Here is a 19015-nt window from a genome sequence, read left to right as displayed (position 1 = left end):
CGATCCAGACCCGATAGGCATACTCCTCGCCGTCGCACGCACGGGTCCGGTCCGCCAATTCAAAGACTATCCGCCGCAGTGCAGGGATTAGCGCCTGTCTCCGAGGACAGTGGCGCGCGTGAAGTCTTCGATATTATCCAGCAGCGCGTCAAGGGCTTTGCCGGCTCCATCGACATCTCCCTTGGCGATAGCGCCGGCAACGTTGGCATGCAGCTTAGCCATCATCGGTAAGTCGGCCGCTTCCTTGTAGTGCAAATACCAGAAGCGCCGGGATAGCCCGTGCATCAAGCGCATGGCGCCTTCGGCGAACTCATTGCGGGCGGCCACGAGGCACAGCTCATTGAACTCGCGATCCGCGCGCACAAACGAGACATCATCTCCGACTCTTGCTGACTGGGCGAACTCCCGGGCTAGACGCGTGAAGTGCTCGCGCTGCTCCGGCGTGGCCCGGCGCGCTGCGCTTCGGCAAATCAGGCGCTCCACTTCGCGCCGTGTCTCCAATAAACGCAACTGCTTTCCGACATCGATCGGTGGAATCAACAATCCGCGCTGCGGCAGCACGATGATCAGATGCTCTCGGGCAAGGCGCTGGATAGCCTCTCGAATGGGCGTGCGCCCTATCCCTGTTAGCTCGCTGAGTTGCAACTCGGAGATTGACGTACCGGGTGCCAAACGCAACGTGACAATGGCTTCCTCGATCTGTTCGTAGGCCAGATCAGTCAGCCGGCCGCGTTGTCCCGCAACGTTGTCGGTCGTGTCATCCGGCTCTGGGGGCGCGGCGGCCTTGGTGCGAGATGCAGTCTTGCCAGTCATTGCTGCTCATTCGAGTTCGCGAGATACCAATTGTATATGAGTCGTACGCATCAACGACTGGGCTCTTGCGTTTCTCTGATCGACTGCTATGATCCATCTAATATATCAGATGTCTGGGGTAGAACATGGATGTCATTTCGGTCGGCACGGGCCCGGTCTTGGTGGTCGCCGTGCATGGCATACAGGGCACACGCGCGGCGTGGCTGCCACTTGCGCGTGAACTGCAGGACACCTGCACCTTTGTGCTACCGAACCTGCCTGGGCGTGGGCGCGCTCCGAGGCCTTGTTCACCTGCAGACTGCACCTTGGCGGCTTATGCGAGGGATCTCCAACGGACCATTCAAATGCATGCATCGGGTCGTCCTTTTATCCTCGCCGGCTGGAGTATGGGCGTATCGGTGGCATTGGAATACCTCTATGGAGGACACGCTAATTTTGGCGTATCTGCACCATGCGGACTGATCCTGCTTTCCGGTACGCCGCAACTGAATGCAGTGTCGTGGTTCGAGTCGCTTGCGCCGGATCCCCTGGTGAAAGAGATTGCCGCGCGGGAGCACAGGCTGGGGCTGACGGAAGCCGCAGACCACACGACGGTGGCATGGACCTGGCGAGCCTTGTATGCCACCGACCAGCGTCCGGGGCTTGGTGAAATCGACATACCGGCTCTCGTGGTGCATGGCAGCCATGACGATGACTGTCCTGTGGGGCATGCCTTCACCCTCGCGAACGGCTTACCCAATGCGGAACAGACGATGCTCGACGGCGGCGGCCATAGCTTGCTTACCCAGAACATGGTCCAGGTCGCCAACGCGATTCGAGCGCAGTTGGATCGACTAACGCGTTGGCCTGCCAGGCCCTCATCCGTTTCCCCACTGGAGTTGCCATGAGAGTTGAAGATCTTGTCTATTTCTGTGCTCCGTCACGACTGATCATAGGGGCCGGCACACGGGCCCAGTTGCCGGAGTTGCTCCAGCACCTGGGCTATCGTACCGGGCTGCTTGTCACGGACACCTACTTCACCACACATATGCCGTGGGTGAGCAAATATGTAGAAGCGGCCCGCGCGCGCGGCGTCGAGACCCTTGTTTATGACGGTGGTATGGCGGACCCCACGACCACGCTGTGCGATGCGGCCACCGCCGATGTCCGCCGCCGACTGGGCGGCCGCCAACTTGACCATATCATTGCGCTGGGCGGCGGCAGCAACATCGACTTGGCCAAGGCACTTTGCCTGACCCTGCCTGCCGGGCGGCCGATCGGCGATTTTGTCGTCGCAATCGACAGCGCGACCGCAGTGCTACCTCTGATCGCACTGCCCACTACGGCAGGTACCGGTTCCGAGGCAACGCCCGGCGCGATCCTAGTCGACCCGGACAATGCCACCAAAGTCGCGGTGATGGACAACCGCTTGCGCCCCGGCATCGCTCTCATCGATCCCGAATTTACCTATAGCTGCCCACCGCGCGTCACTGCAGACGCGGGCATCGATGCGCTGACGCATGCCATTGAATCCTTTCTCACCTTGGATTCGGCACAGTTCAATCGCGGTGGTCACCCTGACCCGGGCTACAGTGGCCGCAACGCGTTGACGATGCTGTTTGCGCGAGAATCGATCCGGCTGTGCGCCAGGTACTTGCTGCGCGCCTATCAAGACGGCAAGGACACTGAGGCACGCGTAGGGATGTGCTACGCAAGTCTCTATGCCGCCTTGTCGTACGGAAGTGCGGGATTGAATGCCGTGCATGGCATTGCATACGGCGTCGCCGGAATCACGCACAAGTCCCACGGCAGCACTAACGCAGTAGTGCTGCCGTATGTCCTGGATGCCCTCCAGCATGAGCGCGCGGCGGAACTGCTGGAGATCGCAAGAATGTTCGGTATCGAGGAGACGGATGAAGCCGAGGCCATCGCCCGGCTGCCACACGTCATCCGGGCGATGGTAGAAGCTGTGGGGATCCCCGGTGACCTGGCCTCGTTCGGCATTCCGGAGTCACAGCTTGTCGCACTGACGGCGGACGCGCTCGCCGTGACCCGCCTGGCCGAGGCATTCCCGGTTGCCGACGTATCCTCACGCTACTCCAGCATTATCCGCGGTGCCTGGCGCGGCGAGTTTTCCAATTCATTCTGCCCCTCTCAAGCTGCTGCGGGCGGCGCGCTACGCGCGGTTTAACGCATCTCAGGGCGCCACGTCCCGCAGCTCTGGTACCTACGTAGTTTCACTAGCCAGTACGTTTATTATTTGAATGTTACTACAATCCATCTAATATATTAGATCAGGCGGCACGCCAGGAGGCCGTCGTACCCAAGGAGACAGACATGGATATGTCGGCAGGCGCCCTCAAGATAGAGGCGGGCATCGCTGCTCGCCTCGAACGCTTACCCATGACCGGATATCAGCGTTCGCTATTCGGCATCATCGCCACCGCGTGGTTCTTTGATTCAATGGATTTGGGCCTGATGACCTTTGTCCTCGGCTCGATCAAGGCGGAATTCGCACTCACTGCCGCCCAGGCGGGCCTGCTGGCCAGTTCGAGTTTCCTCGGCATGTTTCTTGGCGCCGCAATCGCGGGCCTGCTGGCCGACCGTTTCGGTCGCAAGCCGGTCTTCCAGGTAAGTATGGTCTTCTGGGGGCTCGGCAGTCTGATGTGCGGGTTCGCCGATAGCGTAACGGCGCTGATGCTCTGTCGGGTACTGCTTGGCTTTGGCATGGGCATGGAGTTCCCGATCGGCTTATCGATGGTCTCCGAGATCGTGCCGGCGAAGAGTCGCGGTAAGTACGTGGCCATTCTGGAAGGGTTCTGGCCCATAGGCTTCATTGCAGCCGGCGCGCTTACTTACATTTTCCTGCCCATCGTCGGCTGGCGCGGAATCTTCATTGCGCTATCGCTGCCTGCCGTCTTTGTATTCGTGGTGCGCCGCCGTGTTCCCGAGTCTCCGCGCTGGCTGGAAGATGTCGGTCGTCGCAGCGAAGCCGACTCCGTGATGGCAGGCATCGAAGCTCACGTCCAACGTGCATGGGGACGCCCATTGCCAACTGTCTCGGACATCTACGCGCCACCTCCGCAGGTATCCAACCGCAAGGCACGCTTTGTGGAAATCTGGCAGGGCCCTTACGCGCGCCGCACCATCATGCTGTGGTCCGTCTGGTTCTTCGCGCTACTTGGTTATTACGGACTGACTACCTGGCTGGGAGCACTGCTGCAACAAGCCGGCTATGCCGTGACCAAGTCGGTACTCTATACGGTCTATATTTCCCTGGCAGGCATTCCGGGATTCATGTTTTCCGCATGGTTGTTGGAGAAGTGGGGGCGCAAGCCAACCTGCGCTCTCATGTTGCTGGGTAGCGCTGGCGCTGCGTTCCTCTACGGCCAAGCGGCCGTGCATCGCGTTCCAGTGGAGCAACTCATTGCGGCTGGTCTTTGCATGCAGTTCTTTCTGTTCGGCATGTGGTCAGTCCTGTACGCCTACACCCCGGAACTCTATCCCACACGCTCGCGTGCCACTGGCTCCGGCTTCGCGTCTTCCATCGGTCGCATTGGCTCCTTAGCCGGACCCTACCTCGTTGGCGTGCTGCTGCCTTTGGCCGGGCAGGGGGGTGTATTCACATTGGGTGCGCTCTCCTTCGTCGTGGCGGCGCTGGCGGTCCTCGTATTGGGTGTGGAAACGAAAGGGCGGGCACTCGAAGACGTCTCGCACTAGCCACCCTGTGCTACGGCGGCGGAACTGCCCCCGGCTTGCCGGGGGCATTTTTTTGGGCCGTTGCAAGGCTGCTGTTGCCGCGTCGCATATACCCATTCAGCCTTTGACTTTTTTATATATCCCACTAATATGTTAGTTATGTATTAGCCGAGAAGAAGCGCAGCCATTGCCCCTACAGACGAAGGAGACCAACCATGATGACCGAACGCCAACGAAAATTCCGAGAGCAGTACAAGGCCGACATCAGCCCACTTTATAACGGTGTGCTGCACATCACCGTGATCTTTGGCGTCGGCATTGCCGCGCTGTACTACGCGCTCACGCATCTGCAAGGTGCTAGGTGGGAGTGGGCTTTAGTCTTGCCTATCTTCCTGGCCGGCAACTTCGTCGAATGGTTTATGCACCGGTATGTCATGCATCGGAAGATCGATGTGTTCGCGCTTCGCGCGATCTATGACCGCCATACCCGGCAACATCATCAATACTTCACCGACCAGGACGCCACAATCGACACCACGCGTGAGTTTCGTATCGTGTTCTTTCCCTGGCGCGTGCTGATCACCCTCGGCGTAGGCGGCGGCAGTCTTGGCTATCTGACTTCGCTCGTGATCAACACTAACGCGGGGTACATTGTCTTTCTAACAATGGTCGCTCAATACCTCATCTACGAAACGTTCCACTACTGCTGCCACGTGCACGACAACTGGTTCGTGCGAAACATGCCCTTCATCAATACCATACGCCGCCATCACACCGCGCATCACAACATGGGCATCATGATGCAATACAACATGAATCTGACGTTCCCGATCGCCGACTGGTTCATGGACACCACCGACTTGCGCCGCGGGCTGCTCGGCCACCTCTTTAACGGCTACAGTGAAGAGCACGTCAAGGAAGAACTGAAACCCATTATCAACAAGTTCCGCACGGACCATTCACGCGTAACACTCGACGGTCCCGATCTCAGTGAAGACGAGCGCCGCGTCATGGCCGCCTGACTCCTCGATCATGTAGGACTGCGTGAATAGGTGCAGGCAGGCGTCTTGGCGTTTGCCTGTATTGTTTCTGTCCCACCGAGTGCCGAAGGCGGTAGGGGGCTTACCGTGCCAGTGATAGATCCTGATAGCCCCGCAATGCCTGACTGTGGACCACTTGCCGGCCGCGGGCCCGCCGCCCCTAGTGCCTGAAGCCGTCGGCTAGCCCGGGCGACGCGATGACCTTATCTTCGGCGTCGCAGCCCTGTCGTTCCCGCGCCCTCTGCGGAGAGTCATCGGTCTCCCGCAGCGAATCGAGAAAATCCCGCGCCAGCGCGACACACGCATCAAAGCTTCGGTCGAAGCTGATCCGCTAGATCCTGGCGAACTGCTCGCGCATGATCGGCGGGCCCGCCTCGATTTGGCCTAGGAAGGCTGCTGCATGCCTAAGCAGAAACGGCGCGGCATGCGCGAGGGCTGTTGGTTCTTGCTCGACCACGACGGCCAGGTCGAAGAGATCTCGTGCGGTGGCGCGGTCGCCCCGATGGTAGAGCTTCTTGGCAACAATTTCGGCTGCGGTCTCCACTTTGACTGGCTGCCCCATGATCTCCCAGATTTCGAATGGCTCATCGGTCAGGTTGGGCGAGGCCACTACGTCGACTTCGCCTGCGTCGAGGACCAGCTTCACGAAATTCCCCTGTTCCACATAGTCGCTTGTGATGCCCTCTGCAGTCTCGCTCAAAAACTTCCTCCATCAGCGTGCAGGCGTGAGGGAATAGGCTTTCCCAGATGTCACCCTGGAGCTCAATCTTCATGCCCACAACCCTCCGCGTGTCGCCGTCAATGACTGCGCGAGCCGTCTGAGGTTCTTCCAGCACAGGGGATGCGGCTCCAGGCTCAAGCAGCAGTATGTGTGCATCCGAGAGGACGTGGTGGTTGAGCGGTCCGAGATGGTCAAAGGCTACGAGTTCGAGACTGACCACTACGCGGTGTTTGAGCCGGATGAACTAAAGGCGTTGGAAGACGAGGCGAAGCACACCATCGACATCGTGTCGTTCATGCCGGCCGGAGCCGTCGACCCCATCTATTTCGACAAGATCTACTACCTGGGCCCGGACAAGCGCGGTGGTAAGCCATACAACTTGTTGGCCGAAGCCATGCGAAAGACGGGGACCTGTGCGCTGGCGCAGTGGGTCTGGAAAGGCAAGCAGTACGTGGTGCAGGTGCGGGCGAACGACGAGGGCTTGGTGCTCCAGCAACTGCTCTACGCTGACGAGGTTCGCTCGATGCTGGATCTGCACGTGGAGAAGGCCGAGGTCCAGCCAGACTACAACTATAACTATGATTGCAATTCTCCCCTGCGGGAGGGGACACTCGTTATGCCGTGGTGCGGGACAAGGCCATTGGCTTCGCTTTCAGTGGCTCCTAGCCAAACCGCCCCTCTCCCCATGAGGGGAGAGGGAGCGACAGCCATCGTCATGTCAAACGGCTTTGGCGCATCCTGTCGGCTTCGACCGATGCTGATGGTTTGCCCCGCTCCCGCGCAGCGGATGAGGGCCAGGGGAGGGCAGTCGTTCGCCAGGAACGATACGCCACGGCCGACCCAACCCTCTTCCTCAAAACCCATAGCTAACCGAAGCAATCACCCGATTCTCCTGGTGCACGCCAAACCGGTTATAACCGCCGATGATCCACTGCACCCCGGCACTAAGGGGAGTCCCCGGGATCGGCGCGGCCAGCGCCAGGGTCAGATGCCGGAAAGCGCCGCTAGAGGGCGTGTTGCCTGCAAAGCAGCCATTGACCACAAAAGCGCTATGCGGCCCGCATGAAGTCCCGGTCAGCGTATCCGTGGTGCCCAGGTATTTGCCCTCCTTCTTGTACGTATAAGCCCCGACCGTGCCGGTAAAGGTAATGCCGTACGGCAGGGTCGTGCTATAGACCAAGGTCCAGTACGTGTCCCCCTTGTTGCCCCATACCACGTCGTTGAGCAGCGTCTGCGCGTTGAGACTGAACGGACCGTAGCTCAAGCCGAGCTTTGTCTCCAGCGCGTTGGCGTGCGAACCATTGATGTAGTAGTAGCCGGTCAGTCCTGCCGTGTAGCCAAGGTCGCCGATGATCTTGCCGCTGTAGGCGCCATAAAAATCGTTCTCGACCGACTTGGCGGTCTGGAAGCTCGTGATCGAGCGGTCGCTGTAGGAGTTGCCGAGCTGCTGGTACGAGTAGTTGATCATCGACGCCCAATAGCCGATGCTCCAGCCGCTCTCGTGCGCCAGGTCCACGCCCCACTGCAAGGCCGGTATCGAGGATTCCGGCGCGTCGCCGCCGGCGTTGCCCAACGGGGCGCCGTTGCCGTAGGTGGTGGTCGCGCCGCGCAGCACGTAGCGCGATACCGCATCGAGATGGCCGGTGAACGTGTAGGGGCTGGCCGGCTCGGCGGGCTTGGTGGCGCCGGCATCGGCCGGCTGGCCGCTGTCCTGCGCGTGGGCTTGCGTGGCGCAGGCAATCAGCGCGCAGGCGGCGAAGCACGCCGGCACGGCGCGCCGCGACAATGGACGAAGCGGACGACGGGGAAGCATGCCAGTAGTAGGGGCGAACATGGTCGAACTCACGGTCAACAACGGTGGGTGGGAGGTAAAGCAAACGGAAATCGGGGCGGGCGATGCGCCCGCCTGAGCCTGCAAGCGCGGCTAAGGCTCAGTGGGGATCGCGGCCTGGTGAGCCCGCCACGCGCGCCAGCCGCCAAAGGCGGTGACATCGGTGGCGCCCGCAAGGCCGCCGGGCTCGCAGATAAAGCCGGGCACGCTGCTGCCATCGGCCAGTACCGTGCGGCCAATGCCGAGCGGCGCGGGAATGCCCGCGACAAAGCTCCCGAAGCGGGCTTCGGGCATCTCCCACACTTCGACCTCGATGGCGGCGCCTGCCTCTGCGTCGCCCACGCGCACCAGCCCGGGCCGCTGCACGCCAGCGCCAGCCAGCGCGTACAGGCGATAGCAGGGCGCCGTGCTTGTGCGCGCCACCAGGCGCGCGCCGCGTTCGGCCAGTTGATGGTGCAGGGGCTGGCCTTGCAGGTGGGCGCCGCAAACCGCAACCCGTAGCTGGCTGCTGCACACTGCGCTCGGCATGGTTGCGCTTTGCGCAGGGCCGCTGCTACCCGTCGCGCCCAGCGTCGCCGCCTTGCCAGTCAGTGCCCGCTGCCAGCGCCGCGCCAGATGCAACAGCGGCACGTCCTGATGCGCCGGCGCCGCCAGCGTGATGCCGAAGGGCAGGCCATCCGCCAGGAAGCCTGCCGGCACCGCAACGCCAGCGCAATCCAGCAGGTTCATGAAATTGGTGTAAAGGCCAAGTTCGCTGTTGCGCGCGATCGGCTCCGCCAGCATGGCGGCGATGCTCGGGTGCGAGGGCACGGTCGGCAGCAGCAGCGCGTCCGCCTGCAACCACGCCGCCTCGCTCTGGCGCTGGAGCGCGCGCAGCCGGTACATGGCCGCGAAGGCATCGGCGGCCAGCGGCGTGGCACCGCCCAGCGTGATCTGCCGCGTCACCGGGAACAAGGAGTCTGCGTTGCCATCGATGAACTTCCGGATCGCCTGGTAGCGCTCGGCCACCCAGGGCCCGTCATAGAGCAGCCGGGCCGCTTCGAGGAACGGCGCGAAGTCGATCTCCACCAGTTCCGCGCCTAGCATGCGGGCATGCGCGCAGGCTTGCTCGAAGGCTTCGGCATAGCCGGGCTGGTAGAACTGCAGTTGGCCCGGCGCGGGCACGCCCAGGCGGAACGTCGTAGCCAGCCCGAAATCGAAGCCGTGCGGCTGCGCCGCGCGCGAGTAGGGGTCATCCGCGTCGAACCCCAGCGCCACCGCGAACACACGGTGTGCGTCATCGGCAGTGAGCGCGAAGACCGATGGCGTATCGAGCGAGCGGCAAGCCGGCACCACGCCGCTGGTCGACAGCAGTCCGCAACTCGGCTTGAGGCCAACCAGGTGATGGAATGCGGCCGGCACGCGGCCCGAGCCCGCCGTGTCGGTGCCCAGCGCAAAGCTCACTTGCCCCAGCGCCACCGCCACGGCGGAGCCCGAGCTGGACCCGCCGGAGATGCGTGTCGCATCGAACGCATTCAGGCAAGCGCCATAGGGCGAGCGCGTGCCGTTGAGCCCGGTGGCAAACTGGTCGAGGTTGGTCTTTCCCACGGCGATGGCCCCTGCATCCACCAGCCGTTGCACCACGAACGCACTGCGAGCCGGCGTATAGGCGAAGTCCGGGCAGGCCGCCGTGGTCGGCGCGCCGGCCAGGTCGATGTTGTCCTTGATCGCGAACGGGATGCCATACAGCGGCAGGCCGGCCGGCCCGCGCTGTTCCAGTGCCCTTGCGCGGGCACGCAAGGCGGTGGCGTCGAGGCGATGAATCCACGCGTGATGCGGATCGTGCTGCGTCGCCGCAATTACCGATTCGATCACCTCGGCAGGCGTGCGTTCGCCGCTTTGGTAGGCCGCGTGCAGCGAGGCGATATCGAGCGAGAAGGGGACCGGGACCATCATGCTGCCTCCTTCGCCGCCACGCTTTGCGGCACCACGATGACGACCTCCTGCCCGGCGCTGACGGGCGCGCCTTCCCGGCAGGCAACACGCCAGGCGTAGCCGGCGCAAGGCGCCGTGACGGCAAACTCCATTTTCATCGATTCCACGATGGCCAGCGTGTCGCCCTCGGCCACCGCGTCGCCTTCGTGCACCAGCACGCGCCACACGCTGCCAGGCACCTGGCTGCATACCACATGGGCTTGTTCGGGAAGCTCGGCGGCGTCCGTGGCAGCCGCCACGGTCGTCTCGGTTTCATTCACGTACTCGGCCTGCCCGAGCGCGCGCCAGCGTTCTCGCTCCGCGCCGAACGCGGCTTGCTGGCATTGCCTGAACGCCGCGATATCCGTTGCATTCGCGTCCAGGAAGCGGCGATAGTCGCGCATGCCGAAGGTGCCTTGCTCGATGCGCAGCGGATAGCGGCCCGCGGGGAAGTCGCGGCGGATTCTGGTGAGGTCGGCTTCGCTGACAGGATAGAAGCGGATCTGGTCGAAGAAGCGCAGCAGCCACGGCTTGCCCGCTTCGAAGTCGGCGGCGCCGCTTTGCGCGTCGCGCCAGCGGTTCCACATCTGCAGCGTGCGGCCGACGAACTGGTAGCCGCCGGGACCCTCCATGCCGTAGACGCACATATAGGCGCCGCCGATGCCCACCGCGTTCTCCGGCGTCCAGGTGCGGGCCGGGTTGTACTTGGTGGTGACCAGCCGGTGGCGCGGGTCCAGCGGCGTGGCCACGGGCGCGCCCAGGTACACGTCGCCCAGCCCCAGCACCAGGTAGCTGGCATCGAAGACGATGCGCTGCACCGCCTCGATCGCATCGAGCCCGTTGATGCGGCGGATGAACTCGATATTGCTCGGGCACCACGGCGCATCCGGGCGCACCGATTGCATGTATTTGTCGATGGCCAGGCGCGTGGCGCTGTCGTCCCACGACAGCGGGAGATACACGGTGCGCGACGGCACGACGAGGTCGTCCGTATCGCCCAGCGCATCGTCCGCGGCCAGGATGGTGTCGATGAGCGCGGCGCGCGCGAGCCGGCGCGGGTCGAAATGCACCTGCAGCGAGCGGATGCCGGGCGTCAGGTCGACCACGCCGTCGAGCCGCAGGGCTTGCAGCGCGGCATGCAGCGCATGGATGCGCATGCGCAAGGCGATATCGAGCTGCAACTCGCCCAGCTCCACCAGCAGGTAGCGGTCACCCGCCTGACGCACGACCAGGCCGGGGCGGCTGGCCGAGGCCGCGCGCTCGCGCAGGATCGGCGAGCCGCGTTCGCCTGTTGCGGTGCCGGGCAGGAAGGCCGGCGGCGCGGTCAGCTCGCGCACCCAGCGGTCCTGCGCCGCTTGCCGCTGCGCGGCCTGCTCCTGCGTCACGCCATGGAAGCGCACCGCATCGCCCGGGCGCAGCTGGCCAAGCTTCCAGCGCTCGGCGGCAATCACCACGGCCGGGCAGACGAAACCGCCGAGGCTGGGGCCATCCGGGCCGAGGATCACCGGCATGTCGCCGGTGAAGTCGATGGCGCCAATGGCGTAGGCGTTGTCGTGGATGTTGGAGGGATGCAGCCCCGCCTCGCCGCCATCGCGGCGCGCCCACGCTGGCTTGGGGCCGATCAGGCGCACGCCGGTGCGGCTGGAGTTGTAGTGCACCTGCCATTCGGTGCCGAAGAACGTATCGATGTCGTCATCGGTGAAGAAGTCCGGCGCGCCGTGCGGGCCGTAGAGCACGGCGATATCCCAGGCGCGGCTGCCGCCGGCATAGTCGGGTGTTTGCTCGCGCGCGAGCGCCGTTGCCGGTTCGCCGGCGGTCTCAAGGCCGATGTGCAGCATGTCGGCGGCGCGCAGCGTGCGCCCGGCATGGCCGCCGAACTGGCCCAGCGTAAAGGTGGCGCGGCTGCCGAGGTAGTGCGGCACATCCATGCCGCCGCGCACGGCCAGGTAGGCGCGGCTGCCGCCGGCGGCCACCGCGCCCAGCCGCAGCACGCTGCCTGCCGTCACGCGGTGCGATTGCCAGGGCGCCAGCGCTACGCCGTCCACCGTGGCAGGCATGGGCGCGCCGCACAGCGCGATGACCGCGTCATGGTGGAAGCGCAGCGTTGGCCCGCTCAGCGTGCATTCCAGCCCGGCCGCAGTGTCGGCGTTGCCGACCAGCCGGTTGGCCAGCCGAAACGCCAGGTCGTCCATGGGGCCGGACGGCGGCACGCCCACGTCCCAGTAGCCGACGCGGCCCGGCCAGTCCTGCACCGTGGTCTGCACGCCGGCATCCAGCACTTCGACCGCGTTGGGGCGGTAGGTGAAATCCGCCAGCGAGCGCGTGATGATGCGGCCGTGGATGAAGTCGTCGCTGGCTACCACCGCGCGCAGGTAGCGCAGGTTGGTCTCGATGCCGGCCAGCCGTGTCGTGCCAAGTGCCGCCTGCAGCTTTGCCACTGCGTCATCGCGGTCGGTGCCGGTAACGATCAGCTTGGCGAGCATCGGGTCGTAGTGCGGCGGCACCTCGCTGCCCGCGCCGATCCAGGTATCGAGCCGGGCTTGTTCGGGAAAGCGCACTTCGGTCAGCAAGCCCGCGCTTGGCTGGAAATTGCGGGCAGGGTCTTCGGCATAGAGGCGTACCTGGATCGCGGCGCCTCGCGGGGCGGGGGCTTCCAGCGCGAAGTCGTCGCCGCGCGCGAGACGCACCATCCACGCAACCAGGTCGATGCCCGTGACCTGCTCGGTCACGCCGTGCTCTACCTGCAGGCGCGTGTTGACCTCCAGGAAGTAGAAGGCACCGGTGTCCGCGTCGAGCACGAATTCCACCGTGCCGGCGGAGCGGTAGCCAACCGCCTGGCCAAGCCGCTCGGCTGCGCCCAGCAGCGCGCTGCGCGTGGCCGCATCCAGCCCCGGCGCGGGTGTTTCCTCGATGACCTTCTGGTTGCGGCGCTGCGCCGAGCAATCGCGCTCGCCGAGCGTGACCACCTTGCCTCGCCCATCGCCGAACAACTGCACCTCGATATGGCGGGCGCGCTCGACAAACTTCTCCAGGAACAGCCCGGCGTCCTTGAAGTTGGCGCGCGCCAGGCGCTCCACCGCTTCGAAGGCGGGGGCCAGCTCGGCCTCGCTGCGGATCAGCCGCATGCCGATGCCGCCACCACCCGCGGTGCTCTTGAGCATCACCGGATAGCCGATGCGCAGCGCTTCGGCCCGGGCCGCAGCCAGGTCGGGCAGCAGCCCGCTGCCGGGCAGCAACGGTGCGCGGTGCAGCTCCGCCAGCGCGCGGGCCGTGTGCTTGAGGCCGAAGGCGCGCATCTGCGCGGGCGTCGGGCCGATAAAGGCAATGCCGGCGGCTTCGCAGGCTTCGGCAAAGCCGGCGTTCTCGGACAGGAAGCCATAGCCGGGATGAATGGCGCCGGCACCGGTCTCACGGGCGGCGGCCAGGATGCGCTCGGCATCGAGGTAGCTCTGCGCCGCGGGCGCCGGGCCGATGCAGACTGCCACATCGGCCTGCGCAACGTGGGCCGAATCCACATCGGCTTCGGAGTAGACGGCGACCGAGCGCAGGCCAAGCGCGCGCAGGGTACGGATGATGCGGCAGGCGATGGCGCCGCGATTGGCGATCAGGACGGTGTCGAATCGTGCGGATGGCGAGGACATGCGGGTGGTTCCCTCGGGGCAGGTCGTCCTGCGGGAATCATCTCGGCTGCGGGTCGTCCCGCAGCGGCGCCCTTGGGGCGCGGAATGGTCAGGCTGGTACTACGCTGTGCGAACTACACGATCCACGGTCAGGCAGCGGCCGCAGCATCCCACACGATGAACTCCACCGGCGTGGGGTTGTACGCGTTGCATGGGTTGTTGAGCTGCGGACAATTGGACACCAGCATCCAGACATCCATCTCGGCGCGCAGCTCGACATACTTGCCCGGGCCGGAAATTCCGTCGGCAAAGCACAGGCCGCCTTCCGGCGTGACCGGCACGTTCATGAAGAAATTGATGTTCGGCACCAGGTCACGCTTGCTCAGGCCCACGTCGGCATGCGCCATCGCCAGCAGGTAGTTGTCGCGGCAGGAGTGCATGAACTTCTTCTGCAGCGCATAGCGCACCGTGTTGCTCTCGGCCGCGCAGGCGCCGCCCAGCGTGTCGTGGCGGCCGCAGGTATCGGCCACGATGGTCAGCATCGGCCGGCTCTCGCTGGACACCAGCACGGAGCCGCTGGAGAGGTAGATGCCGCCTTGGCGCAACAGCGTATCGGTGGCGCTGTAGTGCTCGGCCACGTCATGCCGGTTGTAGAACAGCACGTCGGCGGCCTGGTTGCCTTCCAGGTCGACGATGCGCACGGTCTGCCCGGCACGGATCTCGGCGAGCCAGGGCTCGCCCGCCGGCTGGCGGTGGCGCAGGGCGGCGTGGGCAGGGTCCAGCAAGCTCGTGCGCAGGGTGGCGGTGGCAGCGTTTGTCATATCGGTTCCTCGTGGTCTTCAGGACAGTGCGAACACATCGGTGTTGTGCAATGCCCGCGCGCATTCGGGGCGGTAGCCGCGGCAGAAGTCGTCGGCCGGGGCCGGGCCGTTGCGCCAGGCCGCGATGCCCACCTTGCCGGGCGCGTAGCCGGGGCGCGGGTCCAGTGGATGCGGGGCGGTGGAGACGGCCACGATCAGGTCCATGTCGCAGCGCAGTTCCACCGTGGTGCCTTCTACCGGCCGGCTGGCATCGAAGGCGAAGCGGCCTTGCGCGTCCACGGCGATCTTGCTGAACAGGTTGACAGGCGCGATCAGGTCGCGCGCGGCGAGGCCGTACTTGCCGATCTCGATCAGCAGGCCGTCGCGGCCGGCGCGGTACATGGCATTGCGGTGTTGCTCGAAACGCTGCTCGCCGTATTTCTCATGCAGTCGCGCAAGGTCGAGCAAGCCGCCAAACGGATCGTGCCAGCCCAGCGTGTCGTGCGTGATCGAGGCCATGGCGCGGCCCATGTCGCTCATCAGCACGTGGCCACGCGTGAAATGCGCGGTATGCAGCGCCTTGCAGGTGTCGGGCATGCTGTAGCGCTCCAGCCGGTCATGCGCGGCGTAGAGCACCACCGAGCAGTTGGCGCGCGCGTCCAGCGCGGCAAAGCGCAGGGCCGTGCCGCGCGACAGGCGCCAGCTCCAGTGGCAGCCACCGGGCAGGACTTCGCTCCAGGCCACCTGGCTGGCGGGCAGGTCGGGCGCAAAGCGGCGCCAGTGGTCGATGACATCCACCGCGGCATGCGCGGGTGGGTTTGCAAGGGCGTGTTCAGGGGTTTGCATTCGTTGGTCTCCGGGGGGCAACTCAGGCCTGCGGCTCGGGCGCAAGGTCGGTGGATGCGGCATGCGAAAGCTGCTCGAGCAATTCGAAATCGGTCTGCATGCCGGAGGTGGCGCGGATGCGCGCCAGCACCTCGCGCTTGAGGTTCAGGAACGCGGGCGAGAGCTTCATCTCCTGCGTGCGCGCGGCCGGCAGCGGCACCTCGTAGATCGTGTCGATGCGTCCCGGGCGCGGGGCCATCAGCACCACGCGCTGCCCGAGGTAGATCGCCTCTTCCACATCGTGCGTGACGAACACGATGGTGCTTTGCTCCAGCCGGTGCACATGCAGGATCAGGTCGTGCATGACCTCGCGGGTCTGCGCATCCAGCGCGCCGAAGGGCTCGTCCATCAGCAGCACCGGCGGGCGGCTCATCAGCGCGCGCGCAATGGCCACGCGCTGCTGCATGCCGCCCGAGAGCTGGCCCGGATAGGCATCCTTGACGTGGCACAGCCCCATCAGGCGCAACAAGGCATCGGCCCGCCCGGAGGCGGCTTCCACGTCGGCGCTGGTCCGGCTGCTGGTATTGACCTTGAGCTCGCGGCAGAAGCGGATGTTCTCGATCACCGTGAGCCACGGGTAGAGACTGTAGTGCTGGAACACCATTGCGCGCTGCGGGCCCGGGCCTTCGATCGGCTTGCCGTCGCACAGCAGGTCGCCCGCGCTGTGCGGCTCCAGGCCGGCGAGCGAGCGCAGCAGCGTGGACTTGCCGCAGCCGGATGCGCCCACCAGCGTGACGAACTCGTTGTTGCCGATATCCAGGTGGATGTCCTGCAATGCCGCCGGTGGCGCGCTGTCGGGCGTCTTGTCGCGGCCGAAGAATTTCCATACGCCGCGCACGCGCAGCTTGGGGGATAGCGTCAGGGACATGGCTTTAGCGCCTCGCGTGCAGGTAGGGAAACGCGCGCCGGTGCGTCCAGCGCAGCAACTGGTCGATCGCCAGGCCGATCACGCCGATCAGCAGGATGCCGGCGAAGATCTTGTCGGTCTGCAGGAAGCGCTGCGCCTTCAGGATCGAGAAGCCCAGGCCCGAGCTGGCCGCGACCAGTTCGGCCACCACCAGGTAGGTCCAGGCCCAGCCCATGGTGATGCGCAGCGTATCCAGCAAAGCCGGCTTGGCGGCAGGGACGATGATCAGCCGGATCACTTCGCTGCGGCTCGCGCCCATGGTCTGGGCCGCTTCGATCTGCGCCATCGGCACGCGGCGCACGTCCTCGGCCACCATCAGCACCATCTGGAAGAATGTGCCGATGAAGATGATGGCGATCTTGGCGCCCTCATCAATGCCAACCCACACCATGACCAGCGGGATGAATGCCACCGCCGGCATATAACGCACGAAATCGGTCAGCGGTTCCAGCAAGGCCTGCACGCTGCGGAACGTGCCGATCGCCAGGCCCAGCGGCAGGGCGATCACCGCTGACAAGGCCCAGCCCGTGATCACGCGCAACGTGCTGATGCCGATGTCGCCGGCGAGACCCTCGTCGGCATACCAGCCGTGCAGCCGCTGCAGCACCTGCACCGGGCTGGGCATGAAGACAGGCTCGACCCAGCCGCTGGCGGCCAGCCAGGCCCAAGCCACCAGTGGCAGCAGCAGGCCAAGGCTGACCAGCGCCGCCGTGCGGTGCGCGGGAATGGCGCTGCGTATGCTCCACCAGGGCTGGCGCTTTGCGTGGCATGCCGGCAGTGCGGGCGTGGCGTTGGTCGTGTCTGGCGACGGCGGCTGTACGTGCGCAATGCGCGCGGTAGCGGGCAGGAGTCCGGTGTTCTCGCTCATGGCCGCCTCACTTCAGGGCTTCGGCCAGCAGGCTGGCGTCGACGCCGCGCGCCGGGTCCGGCTTGCCGTCGATCAGCTTGTTCTCCAGCAGGAATGCCGCAATGGTCGGCGTGACGGCCTGCAGCGAAGTGGCCTGCGCAGGGTCTAGCGCGCCGTGGTTGGCGGCAACATCAAAGAACTTCGTGCCGGGTAAGAACACGCTGTACTCATCGGGCTTCATGCTGACCACCTTGGCCATGATCCTGGCCGCCTCGGCGGGCTGCTCGCGGATAAACTTCTCGGTGTCGAACCAGGCGCGGATCATGCCGACCAGGTCGCGGCGCTTGGCGCGGATCGCCTTGTCCTGCGCCACCAGCAGGTCGGGGATCAGGCCCGGCATGTCCTTGGAGGTAAATAGCGCGCGGCCCTTGCCGCTGCGGGTGATCTGGTCGATCCACGGGTTCCAGACCACGGCCGCGTCGACGCGGCCGGTCATGAAGGCCGCGGCGGCATCGCCGGCCGAGAGGTTGGTGATCTTGACCTCGGAGGGCTTGAGGCCATTCCTGGCCAGCGCCGTGACCAGCACGAAGTGCGAGATGCTGTACTGCTCCAGCGCAACCGTCTTGCCCTTGAGATCGGCGAAGGACTTGATCTTGCCGCTGACCACCAGCGCGTCGTTGCCGGAGGAGTTGTCGTTGACCAGCACGGCCTTGAGTGGCAGGCCCTTGGCCAGCGGGCCGAGGGTGTCGGACCAGGTCTGGGAGTTGGCGTCGAGCTGCCCCGAGGAGAGCGCGGCGATGGAGTCGGTGTAGTTGGCGAACCAGACCAGCCTCACGTCCGCGCCATGCTTCTTGAAGAAGCCCTTCTGCTCGGCGACGTACCAGGCAACCCAGCCCGGCCAGTCGGAGACGCCGACCTTGATTTCGGCCATGGCGGGTCGCGCTCCGGCCAGGCCAATGGCAAGCAGCGCAGCGCCCAGCAGGCCGGCGCAAGTACGCCGGAACGGGCGTCGCGTAAGACGTGAAAGAGGAAATGCAGGCATGGGTTCGGCTCCGATCGGCGGTGACAAATGGCAGGGAAGCCACCTCTCAACGAAGTGAACCTCCCGGGCTTTTGTCCCGCCGTGGAGCCTGGGCGCGAACTAGCGCGCCTGAGGCCGGTTGCTCTCGGACCAGACATCGTGCGCACGGCACGATCGGAACCCTAGCTACCCTTCGGTGAGCGACGCTTGGTCGCTTCCCTGTGGGTTACTCAGCAAACGGCATGCCAGGCGCATGGAAAGCGCGCTGGCCGGCAAATGTGGCGCTGAATGCCTAATGTCAGGTGCGAATTTTGGATCTGCCTGGCTGAATGCCATCGCTTGGTGCGCGGGTGGTGCCCGCGCGCACCGTCAGGGTGCGCGTGATGTAGCGCTTCCGGTGCGCGGGCCCGATCCGGTCACGCCGCCAGCTTGCTCAGGCACGCCGCTATGTCGAAAATTATGCGCTGGGCCGCCGTCGTATGAGGCGCTGAGGAAATGGATGCGCATCCAGACGAAGGGGAAGACGACTTGGACGTTCCGGCCAGCAATCTGGTCCGGCGCCGGGGGCCAAATCCTGGCAGAAATGATGCCGGGGGCATTCCGCCAGCAGTTCAGCGTCGGCGAGTTGCGGCCGGACAGTGCCGAGGCAGCCACGCGCGCCTGGCTGGCCGAAGCCTCGAGCCAGATCGATTCGCACGAATGCGCCAAATTGAGAAGGGCAGACTATGAAGACGCACCTCCTGTGGATCGCCTGCAGGCCTCGCGTAGTTGGCGACCTACCGGCGCGTCCACCTTGTAGGCTGCGGCGGCCGCTCGGAGCCGCCCAGCGTGGTCCCCAAGTCCTCTCATTTGAATGGCGCCGCGTGGGGTGTGGCAAGGCGAATCCGTTGCGTGCTCTA

General features: G+C 65.0%; 15 protein-coding genes, 1 pseudogene and 1 riboswitch. Of the genes and pseudogenes, 6 read left to right on the top strand and 10 right to left on the bottom strand.

Annotation, left to right across the window (positions count from 1 at the left end; translation table 11 throughout):
* Positions 1-87: 87 nt before the first annotated feature.
* On the bottom strand, positions 88-813 hold the full coding sequence (locus AC1RQC_RS34235) for a GntR family transcriptional regulator (RefSeq protein WP_253927713.1): 726 nt from the start codon (positions 811-813) through the stop codon (positions 88-90).
* 125 nt (positions 814-938) lie between these two features.
* Here AC1RQC_RS34235 and AC1RQC_RS34230 point away from each other — a divergent pair, with 125 nt between their 5' ends.
* From AC1RQC_RS34230 to AC1RQC_RS34215, 4 genes are all read left to right on the top strand, one after another.
* Positions 939-1700 (top strand): alpha/beta fold hydrolase, encoded by a 762-nt coding sequence (locus AC1RQC_RS34230; RefSeq protein WP_492885952.1) that lies wholly within the window; start codon positions 939-941, stop codon positions 1698-1700.
* Entirely contained in the window at positions 1697-2983 is a 1287-nt protein-coding gene (locus AC1RQC_RS34225) for an iron-containing alcohol dehydrogenase (protein WP_492809490.1), read from the top strand. The genes AC1RQC_RS34230 and AC1RQC_RS34225 overlap by 4 nt, the downstream gene beginning before the upstream one ends.
* Positions 2984-3129: 146 nt before the next feature.
* The gene (locus AC1RQC_RS34220) at positions 3130-4512 is read left to right on the top strand and encodes an MFS transporter (RefSeq protein WP_253927715.1); all 1383 of its coding nucleotides are present in this window, start codon (positions 3130-3132) and stop codon (positions 4510-4512) included.
* A 194-nt stretch (positions 4513-4706) separates the two neighbouring features.
* Complete coding sequence (locus AC1RQC_RS34215) at positions 4707-5513, top strand: sterol desaturase family protein (protein ID WP_492809489.1); 807 nt, start codon at positions 4707-4709, stop codon at positions 5511-5513.
* A gap of 349 nt (positions 5514-5862) precedes the next feature.
* Here the strand turns inward: AC1RQC_RS34215 and AC1RQC_RS34210 are convergent, their stop codons facing one another.
* Positions 5863-6231 (bottom strand): nucleotidyl transferase AbiEii/AbiGii toxin family protein, encoded by a 369-nt coding sequence (locus tag AC1RQC_RS34210; protein ID WP_492809488.1) that lies wholly within the window; start codon positions 6229-6231, stop codon positions 5863-5865.
* A gap of 55 nt (positions 6232-6286) precedes the next feature.
* Between AC1RQC_RS34210 and ku the strand changes: the two are divergent.
* Positions 6287-6796: pseudogene (gene ku, locus AC1RQC_RS34205) on the top strand (non-homologous end joining protein Ku); the annotation flags it as partial.
* Between the two features lie 309 nt (positions 6797-7105).
* Here the strand turns inward: ku and AC1RQC_RS34200 are convergent.
* The 8 genes from AC1RQC_RS34200 to AC1RQC_RS34165 all read right to left on the bottom strand — a co-directional run bounded on the left by AC1RQC_RS34200 (position 7106) and on the right by AC1RQC_RS34165 (position 18137).
* A complete protein-coding gene (locus AC1RQC_RS34200; RefSeq protein ID WP_492809487.1) occupies positions 7106-8086 on the bottom strand; it encodes a TorF family putative porin in 981 nt (326 codons plus the stop codon).
* A gap of 90 nt (positions 8087-8176) precedes the next feature.
* Positions 8177-10018: an allophanate hydrolase gene (gene atzF, locus AC1RQC_RS34195; protein WP_492885950.1), complete on the bottom strand. Its 1842-nt coding sequence runs from the start codon at positions 10016-10018 to the stop codon at positions 8177-8179.
* Complete coding sequence (uca, locus tag AC1RQC_RS34190) at positions 10015-13677, bottom strand: urea carboxylase (protein WP_492885948.1); 3663 nt, start codon at positions 13675-13677, stop codon at positions 10015-10017. Before uca ends, atzF begins: the two co-directional genes overlap by 4 nt.
* A 128-nt stretch (positions 13678-13805) precedes the next feature.
* Positions 13806-14477, bottom strand: a complete 672-nt coding sequence (locus tag AC1RQC_RS34185) for an urea amidolyase associated protein UAAP2 (protein WP_492809484.1) — start codon at positions 14475-14477, stop codon at positions 13806-13808.
* Positions 14478-14495: 18 nt separating this feature from the next.
* Positions 14496-15302, bottom strand: a complete 807-nt coding sequence (locus tag AC1RQC_RS34180; protein WP_492885946.1) for an urea amidolyase associated protein UAAP1 — start codon at positions 15300-15302, stop codon at positions 14496-14498.
* Positions 15303-15324: 22 nt separating this feature from the next.
* The gene (locus AC1RQC_RS34175) at positions 15325-16209 is read right to left on the bottom strand and encodes an ABC transporter ATP-binding protein (RefSeq protein WP_400095694.1); all 885 of its coding nucleotides are present in this window, start codon (positions 16207-16209) and stop codon (positions 15325-15327) included.
* A gap of 4 nt (positions 16210-16213) precedes the next feature.
* Complete coding sequence (locus tag AC1RQC_RS34170) at positions 16214-17116, bottom strand: ABC transporter permease (protein WP_492809483.1); 903 nt, start codon at positions 17114-17116, stop codon at positions 16214-16216.
* Positions 17117-17123: 7 nt separating this feature from the next.
* A complete protein-coding gene (locus AC1RQC_RS34165) occupies positions 17124-18137 on the bottom strand; it encodes an ABC transporter substrate-binding protein (RefSeq protein ID WP_492809482.1) in 1014 nt (337 codons plus the stop codon).
* 58 nt (positions 18138-18195) lie between these two features.
* Positions 18196-18313, bottom strand: a riboswitch (guanidine-I (ykkC/yxkD leader).
* Positions 18314-18615: 302 nt separating this feature from the next.
* Here AC1RQC_RS34165 and AC1RQC_RS34160 point away from each other — a divergent pair.
* Positions 18616-18915, top strand: coding sequence for a hypothetical protein (locus AC1RQC_RS34160; RefSeq protein WP_492809481.1), 300 nt, complete (start codon positions 18616-18618; stop codon positions 18913-18915).
* Positions 18916-19015 lie beyond the last annotated feature (100 nt).

The sequence above is a fragment of the Cupriavidus sp. GW822-FHT03E04 genome (genome assembly GCF_058801495.1).
The sequence above is the reverse complement of the archived record's forward strand: the minus strand, read 5'-3'. Positions and strand labels throughout refer to the sequence as shown.

Excerpts from the sequence above, each read along its gene's own strand:
- AC1RQC_RS34235 (WP_253927713.1), bottom strand. The coding sequence starts at position 813 with ATGACTGGCAAGACTGCATCTCGCACCAAGGCCGCCGCGCCCCCAGAG.
- AC1RQC_RS34230 (WP_492885952.1), top strand. The coding sequence starts at position 939 with ATGGATGTCATTTCGGTCGGCACGGGCCCGGTCTTGGTGGTCGCCGTG.
- AC1RQC_RS34225 (WP_492809490.1), top strand. The coding sequence starts at position 1,697 with ATGAGAGTTGAAGATCTTGTCTATTTCTGTGCTCCGTCACGACTGATC.
- AC1RQC_RS34220 (WP_253927715.1), top strand. The coding sequence starts at position 3,130 with ATGGATATGTCGGCAGGCGCCCTCAAGATAGAGGCGGGCATCGCTGCT.
- AC1RQC_RS34215 (WP_492809489.1), top strand. The coding sequence starts at position 4,707 with ATGATGACCGAACGCCAACGAAAATTCCGAGAGCAGTACAAGGCCGAC.
- AC1RQC_RS34200 (WP_492809487.1), bottom strand. The coding sequence starts at position 8,086 with ATGTTCGCCCCTACTACTGGCATGCTTCCCCGTCGTCCGCTTCGTCCA.
- atzF (WP_492885950.1), bottom strand. The coding sequence starts at position 10,018 with ATGATGGTCCCGGTCCCCTTCTCGCTCGATATCGCCTCGCTGCACGCG.
- uca (WP_492885948.1), bottom strand. The coding sequence starts at position 13,677 with ATGTCCTCGCCATCCGCACGATTCGACACCGTCCTGATCGCCAATCGC.
- AC1RQC_RS34185 (WP_492809484.1), bottom strand. The coding sequence starts at position 14,477 with ATGACAAACGCTGCCACCGCCACCCTGCGCACGAGCTTGCTGGACCCT.
- AC1RQC_RS34180 (WP_492885946.1), bottom strand. The coding sequence starts at position 15,302 with ATGCAAACCCCTGAACACGCCCTTGCAAACCCACCCGCGCATGCCGCG.
- AC1RQC_RS34175 (WP_400095694.1), bottom strand. The coding sequence starts at position 16,209 with ATGTCCCTGACGCTATCCCCCAAGCTGCGCGTGCGCGGCGTATGGAAA.
- AC1RQC_RS34170 (WP_492809483.1), bottom strand. The coding sequence starts at position 17,116 with ATGAGCGAGAACACCGGACTCCTGCCCGCTACCGCGCGCATTGCGCAC.
- AC1RQC_RS34165 (WP_492809482.1), bottom strand. The coding sequence starts at position 18,137 with ATGCCTGCATTTCCTCTTTCACGTCTTACGCGACGCCCGTTCCGGCGT.
- AC1RQC_RS34160 (WP_492809481.1), top strand. The coding sequence starts at position 18,616 with ATGCGCATCCAGACGAAGGGGAAGACGACTTGGACGTTCCGGCCAGCA.